This is a genomic window from Paraburkholderia sp. CI3 (genome assembly GCF_050436505.1).
Lineage (GTDB): Bacteria > Pseudomonadota > Gammaproteobacteria > Burkholderiales > Burkholderiaceae > Paraburkholderia > Paraburkholderia tuberum.
This window is the reverse complement of the sequence record NZ_JBNDMI010000003.1, coordinates 2,783,617-2,789,616: the sequence shown is the minus strand read 5'-3', so window position 1 is coordinate 2,789,616 and position 6,000 is coordinate 2,783,617. Positions and strand designations below refer to the sequence as shown.

Here is a 6,000-nt window from a genome sequence, read left to right as displayed (position 1 = left end):
TCGCGATAAATCAACCACCTGATGCCGACGTGCGCTTTCTTCGGGAGCACCATCGCTTCGCGCACGTCCGCCGACATCAAAAAAATCACACATCCTTACTGGATAAGGACTTCGCCCACATACCAACCATCTAATTCCCAGTGTACTGGGAAGACAAATTATAGCGCCGATTGGACAGTGCTCCCATTTCACTGGGAGAGAAATTTGGAGTTGGCCGAAGTCTTTGGCGCCCTTCTGCGCGAGCGCCGTATTCACGCCGAGCTAACGCAGGAACAGCTCGCCTTCGAGGCCAATATACGTCGCAACTACGTCAGCATGCTGGAACTCGGCCAGCACCAGCCAACGCTAACGATGCTGTTCGCACTGGCAACCGCTTTGAAATGCTCGCCCGCCGAGCTACTCGCCGAGGTAGAACGGAAGCTGAAAAAAGCTCGTCGGTCCAAGAAAAAAACACCGACTGCTATCAAGACGCGCGTGAACGTTTCCGCCGCCCAGAAGAACGCACCAAAGGTCGCCAGGAAGCCGACAAAAGCTTCCAGCAAACAGGTGCCTACCGGTTCAAAAACAGTCAGATCAAATCGGCGTGCGCGAGGAGAAATGACCTGAGCTGCTGATGAAATCACGGACGCGTGATGCCATCATTGCCTCGCCTATAATCCGGAAGTCAAACATCAACGACCGCGCGGAGCCCCACTTTATGAGTCAAACCCGCGGACGATATGCGGGAGTTCGGGACAGAGCGCAACGTCAGCCCCGTCACGTGAAAAAATCTCCAGCCAACCGGCAGGGGCAACCGTACGCGAAAGCGCCGCCTCGATACTCCGCACAAACCGCTTCGATTTTCAAAACACGTTCCTTCCAGCTCCTCGTCGATGCTGTGGGTGCTGAGAACATCGCGTTAGGACTTCAATCCAGCATGACGCGAGCGGCTGAGCTGACAAAAGGTGAACGGTTCACGCCCGAGACCGCATTTCACATGGAAACCACGCTTGGGCTACCGCACGGCTTCTTTGACCAGCCTATCCGTCGTTGATGCACTCAGGTGCATTACGACGGATGCTGAGTTCGCACTTCTGAAACGCGGAACACGTTTCCGGGCGTTCGAGGCTGCTAGATACTATGCGGACAGCACGAGTGAAGCCTCAGGTGTAAAACGGGAGCCACAAACCCTGTTTTCCAAGAGGAGTACGCAAATGAATGCGCCTCGCACGGCCCTTCACGGGCAGGATACAACCATCACCGGATCCCTGTATGTCGCCTTCGAACTGGGTGACAGGAGCTGGAAGCTCTCGCTGGGCGATGGGGTGCGCGCGCCGAGCCGCTGCACGGTGGCCGCCGGCGATACGGCCGCAGTTTTCACGGCGATTGCAAAGGCCAAAGCGCGCTGTCATCTGGCGGCCGATGCTCCGGTGCGGAGCTGTTACGAAGCCGGGCGTGACGGCTTCTGGCTGCACCGCTGTCTGGACGAACATCAGATCACAAACCTGGTGGTGGATTCGGCCAGTATTGAAGTGAACCGGCGCAGACGTCGCACCAAGACCGATCGTCTCGACAGCGACAAGCTGCTGTCGATGCTGATGCGTTACTACGCTGGTGAACGCCGGGTGTGGGCGGTCGCGCGCATCCCGACTCCCGAACAGGAAGATGAGCGGCGGGTACACCGTGAACTCGATCGCCTGCGCCAGGAGCGCACTGCCCATAGCAACCGCATCCGCTCGCTGCTGGTACTCCACAACCTGCGGCCCGAGCGAATCGGTGGCCGCGCGTGGGCGCACTGGTGGGCCGAGCACACCACGCAGCTGTTGCCAGCCCTGCGCGCCGAGATCGAGCGCGAGTTCGAGCGGCTGTCGCTCGCTGCCAGGCAGATCAGGACGCTCGAGGTACAGCAGCAGCGCGACGTGCGCAGCGGTGCGCAACCCGCGATTGCGCGGCTCGCGCACCTCGCGGGTATCGGAACGGGCAGTGCCTGGGTCCTGGTCAGGGAACTGTTCGGCTGGCGACAGTTTCACAACCGCCGCGAAGTGGCCGGCTGCCTGGGCCTGGCCCCGACGCCCTATGCCAGCGGTACCAGTGAAGTTGAGCAGGGCATCAGCAAGATCGGCAACAGGCGAGCCCGATGGCTGATGGTGGAACTGGCGTGGAGCTGGCTGCGCTTCCAGCCCACCAGCCAGCTAAGCCACTGGTTCAACGAGCGCTTTGGACCGACCGGCAAGCGCGTGCGACGCATCGGCATTGTGGCACTTGCCAGACGTCTGTCAGTCGCGCTATGGCGCTATCTGGAATTCGGCAAGATTCCCCTCGGGGCAACCCTCAAGGCGCCTGCGAAGAAGGTGACGGCGACCTGAACAGCCAACGTCGAGCGGCAACAGTGTTTGAAGGTTTGGCGCGCCCGGACAGTAAGAGGGTTACCTTGGGAGGTAACCGTAGTTCTAGATGGGGCGCGTCCGTAATGGGGTGGTTCCTGCGCCTTGCGCATGCGGTATGTGGTGACCGGTCTGGTGGCCGGCACGGATAGAAGTTGGTCCGGTCAACTGTCCGGACTTCAGGCACCCCGACCTCACTGCTGTTCTCGCTTGATATGGAGGATTGCAAAACATCTCAGCGGACAGGTTATCCACCGCCGGCCAGCGTCGTGGTCATAACAGGCGACCCGCCGGCCGGCCGTGGATAACCTGTCACGCTCTCGAACGGGAGATAACTGACGGAAAGATGGATCGTGAAAGGGCTTGACTTCCAATGCCCCATAGAAATCTTACTGTGTCACATAATTAGTTGCACAGTCTATTGCCGTACAGGAAGAGTGCCATCGTTGCATGAGCCTTAGTCCAAGCAGGATACGCAAGGTGGTAATGGAATCAGGAACGTGGCGTTGCGCGCGCTGGACTGCCCCGGGGGATGTAATCCGGGGGAAGGGCAGGCAGCGCGCGTTCAACGAAGTTTTTTTTATCGCGTCCATCTGATTGCATTCTGAGTCGCTGAGCCATCAGAAACCCATACGCAGCGATACTCAGTGTGGCGTGGTGGTGAAAGCCGCGCCAGCCTCGCCCTTCATAATGACCGAGCCCGAACTCCTGTTTCAGGTCCTGATAGTCGCGCTCGATACGCCAGCGCATCTTGGTCACGAACACAAGCTGTTCAAGTGTCGCCTCTTGCGGAGCGGTAGAGAGAAAGTATTTGAGCGGCTCCGTATCGCCCTCAGGCCATTCAATGAGCAGCCACTCTTCGTCGCGCACAGTACTTCGCTCATCGTCGCGATGTGCGGGACGAACCCGTACGGCGGCAAAGCGCGAGGACAGTGCTGCGTTGCTACCTTCCCGCCAGGTTACGGCTTGCCTGGCGTTCACGGGTAATTGCATGGCCAGTTCCTTCACCGCGATCGGCTCTTGGCCGGGCGCACGGCGCAACAATGTCGGCGGCTTGCCGCGCCCGCTCCAGGGCCTGGGCGGAAGTGGCGCCGTACCGGGTGCCCACACCGAGGTGCCAGGCCGGATCCCAACCGCGTACAGCAAACCCAGTTCAGTGACGCTTTCCCGGAAAGCGGTTTCGTCGCCATACCCGGCATCGGCCAGCACGATGCCCGGTGCAATGCCGGATGCTATAGCCTCGCGAAGTTGGGCCAGCGCAATCCGGGGTTTGGTCTCGAACGCCAGTTCGTCGGGAATGCCCGCGCGACGGGCACGTTCGCGGTCGTCAATCCATTCCTTGGGGACATACAGCTGATAAGCGATCGGCAGGCTGCCGCGTTGCGTCGCGATCGACAGGCTCACGGCGCCCTGGCAGTTGTCCTGTTTGCCGAGCTGGCCGCAATACTGACGTGCCACCCCGACCGAATGACGCCCCTTCTTTGGAAAACCGGTGTCGTCAATAATCCAGTAGTAGCCGCTTTCTTCAGCAGCGTGCGCGCCTAACGCGGGCATCACCCATTCGCGTACCCGCTGCAGGAGCGCACGATCAGACCATTCTGCCTTGGCCACAAAGTGGTGGAGTGACTGGTGCTTCGCACTCGCGTGAAGTGGGTCAATATGCGCGGCCATCGGCTCGACGCTCTTGCGTGACAGCGGCAATACCAGGCCCGAACAGTAGCCCTTGAGGCCCGCATGGCGATCGGCGTGCCCTAACGCTTGCGCCAGATGATTCAGATACGCGTCAAATTCGTCGACATCTTCTTTCATCGCGATCGCCTGGAGTCTGTATTATTCAATAGTACCAGGTATCGCCTTGCTGTGAGTATTTTATGACACAGTACGATTAGGCATCGCCGGATTTAGGCTACGCAAACAGACGCTCCAAAGCCATCTCTGGCAACGCCGGAGCAGGAGGAAAGACCTTCCAGCATCCGTCGTCGTGCCGAAAGAAGAACAGCGCGAGTCTTTCGCTGCCGTGTACGGTCTCGACGCACACGAAACGCCCTTTGCCCGAGCGCGGACGGCCCAGTGCCGTCACCCTTGCGCTCTCTGAAAGTTGCAACCCGAGCCACTTTTCAACTACGAAACGTAAAGACTGCTCTCCGGTCTTCATCACTTTATCCTCTCTGTCCTGCGAAAAGGCGCCTGTCGATGCACTGTGCCGATGTTGGGTGCCCGTGCGATGCGTATGCCAGTGCTCCAGCGCAAACCATCGACAAGCGTGCTATTTCCACATTCTGTGAACCGCAAGAATTGACGGACGGAAAGGCGGATGATCACCCGTCGAGGTGATCGTGTCGAGCGACCAACCAAAAGACCCGGATCCACGTCGTCGGCAAACCGTATCGTGTCGGTGCCGCATCACCTTGAGCCGCCTGCTCCTGCATCAGCCCCGGGTCATACCTCTATGCGCTTACCGATCGCTGGTCACGGATGAGGTTTGCAACAAAGACCAGCCAAGCCACACCCAACCCGAAGTAGTCGAAATTGCGCAGCGGACGGTAATCGGCATACCCCAAACCCGTCGAGCCAATACACGCCGCCACGGTGATCAACAAACAGATTCCTACTGTTATTCAGGTATCCTTCTTCATATCAGCCTCCAGGGTTATGCGTTGCCTTGATGTGGGGATGACAGCGCATGTTTCGCTGTTGAACTGTTGGTTTCGTTCTGGAAACACCTTTTCCAGCCGTCCCAAAGCCACATCGGTTCGAGTTTGAGTCGAAACACCGCCGCCATGTATCCGCTGTAGGCCAGCAGGAGCACGCCGTTCATAAACAATTCCTGCGGCCCGGTAAAGCGCTGGCGCGGCGTGGCGACAATGAACGTGTTGAGCCAGAAGATCGTTGCGGTGATTGGCATCTCGAGGATTAGCGCGAGCAGTACGCCCCGGTTCGTCAAGAGCATCAGCCCGTAAAAGAACTCCATATACTTGACCGCTGGATACATATGAATCGTTGTGGCCGCCGCAACGTAAGCTCCGCCGATACCGGGGATTTCCGGCACGTAACCGCTCAGGATGTATCGAATCCCCGAGTAGAAAAGATGAGCTCCGAAGTAGAGCCGCAACCACATGACGACGTACTTCCAGGGTGATGCGTTGGCGCAATTCATTCAAGTTTCCTAATCTAAATGCTCGTGATCGATTTGCACGACCATCCAGCCACAGCATTTGCATTTACCTTGACACCCAGCGCTACTCCAGCGCGCGGTGTGACGCAAACTGCGCCATCGGCTGACTGTAAAAACTGCTACATATTATTTAATCCAGTATTCACAATATTATGCGCCATCGCCACGAGACACAAGGGTTGCGATTGGCGGGTATACCCGAGATGGTTCGAGAACGTGCTTCAACTCATACGGCGTCTGAACGACCGGGGGCCGGATGTTCAACGTCACGCTTTGGGTGAGGGTTTCCCGCCCCGCTTTTCACGTCCGAGCGCGCTTAGAGACCGCGCTTCGAGGGAAGCAATCAGATTTGCTTTTCCCGCCACCAGCCGCAGTCATGATCCGGGAGTGTTGTCACCGGGTCTGGTGGGTGGCTGGTGATCGCTAATAGGGGCTCGGTCAGGATATCTTGAGGCCGTCCGT

At 58.5% G+C, this 6,000-nt stretch carries 6 protein-coding genes and 1 pseudogene; 3 read left to right on the top strand and 4 right to left on the bottom strand.

The annotated features are described in order from the left end of the window. Window positions 1-204 precede the first annotated feature (204 nt). The 3 genes and pseudogenes from OKW29_RS21520 (at window position 205) to OKW29_RS21510 (ending at window position 2,345) form a co-directional block, all read left to right on the top strand. On the top strand, window positions 205-606 hold the full coding sequence (locus OKW29_RS21520) for a helix-turn-helix domain-containing protein (protein WP_429292462.1): 402 nt from the start codon (window positions 205-207) through the stop codon (window positions 604-606). 91 nt (window positions 607-697) lie between these two features. After that, window positions 698-1,021: pseudogene (locus OKW29_RS21515) on the top strand (hypothetical protein); the annotation flags it as partial. A gap of 172 nt (window positions 1,022-1,193) precedes the next feature. Beyond that, window positions 1,194-2,345, top strand: coding sequence for an IS110 family transposase (locus OKW29_RS21510; RefSeq protein WP_429292461.1), 1,152 nt, complete (start codon window positions 1,194-1,196; stop codon window positions 2,343-2,345). Between the two features lie 510 nt (window positions 2,346-2,855). Here OKW29_RS21510 and OKW29_RS21505 read toward each other — a convergent pair. From OKW29_RS21505 to OKW29_RS21490, 4 genes are all read right to left on the bottom strand, one after another. Beyond that, window positions 2,856-4,172, bottom strand: coding sequence for an IS701 family transposase (locus tag OKW29_RS21505; RefSeq protein ID WP_429292460.1), 1,317 nt, complete (start codon window positions 4,170-4,172; stop codon window positions 2,856-2,858). A gap of 97 nt (window positions 4,173-4,269) precedes the next feature. Continuing rightward, complete coding sequence (locus OKW29_RS21500; protein ID WP_429292459.1) at window positions 4,270-4,518, bottom strand: hypothetical protein; 249 nt, start codon at window positions 4,516-4,518, stop codon at window positions 4,270-4,272. A 292-nt stretch (window positions 4,519-4,810) separates the two neighbouring features. After that, the gene (locus OKW29_RS21495) at window positions 4,811-4,963 is read right to left on the bottom strand and encodes a hypothetical protein (protein WP_429292458.1); all 153 of its coding nucleotides are present in this window, start codon (window positions 4,961-4,963) and stop codon (window positions 4,811-4,813) included. Window positions 4,964-5,013: 50 nt separating this feature from the next. Next, window positions 5,014-5,520: a hypothetical protein gene (locus OKW29_RS21490; protein ID WP_429292457.1), complete on the bottom strand. Its 507-nt coding sequence runs from the start codon at window positions 5,518-5,520 to the stop codon at window positions 5,014-5,016. Window positions 5,521-6,000: the final 480 nt, after the last annotated feature.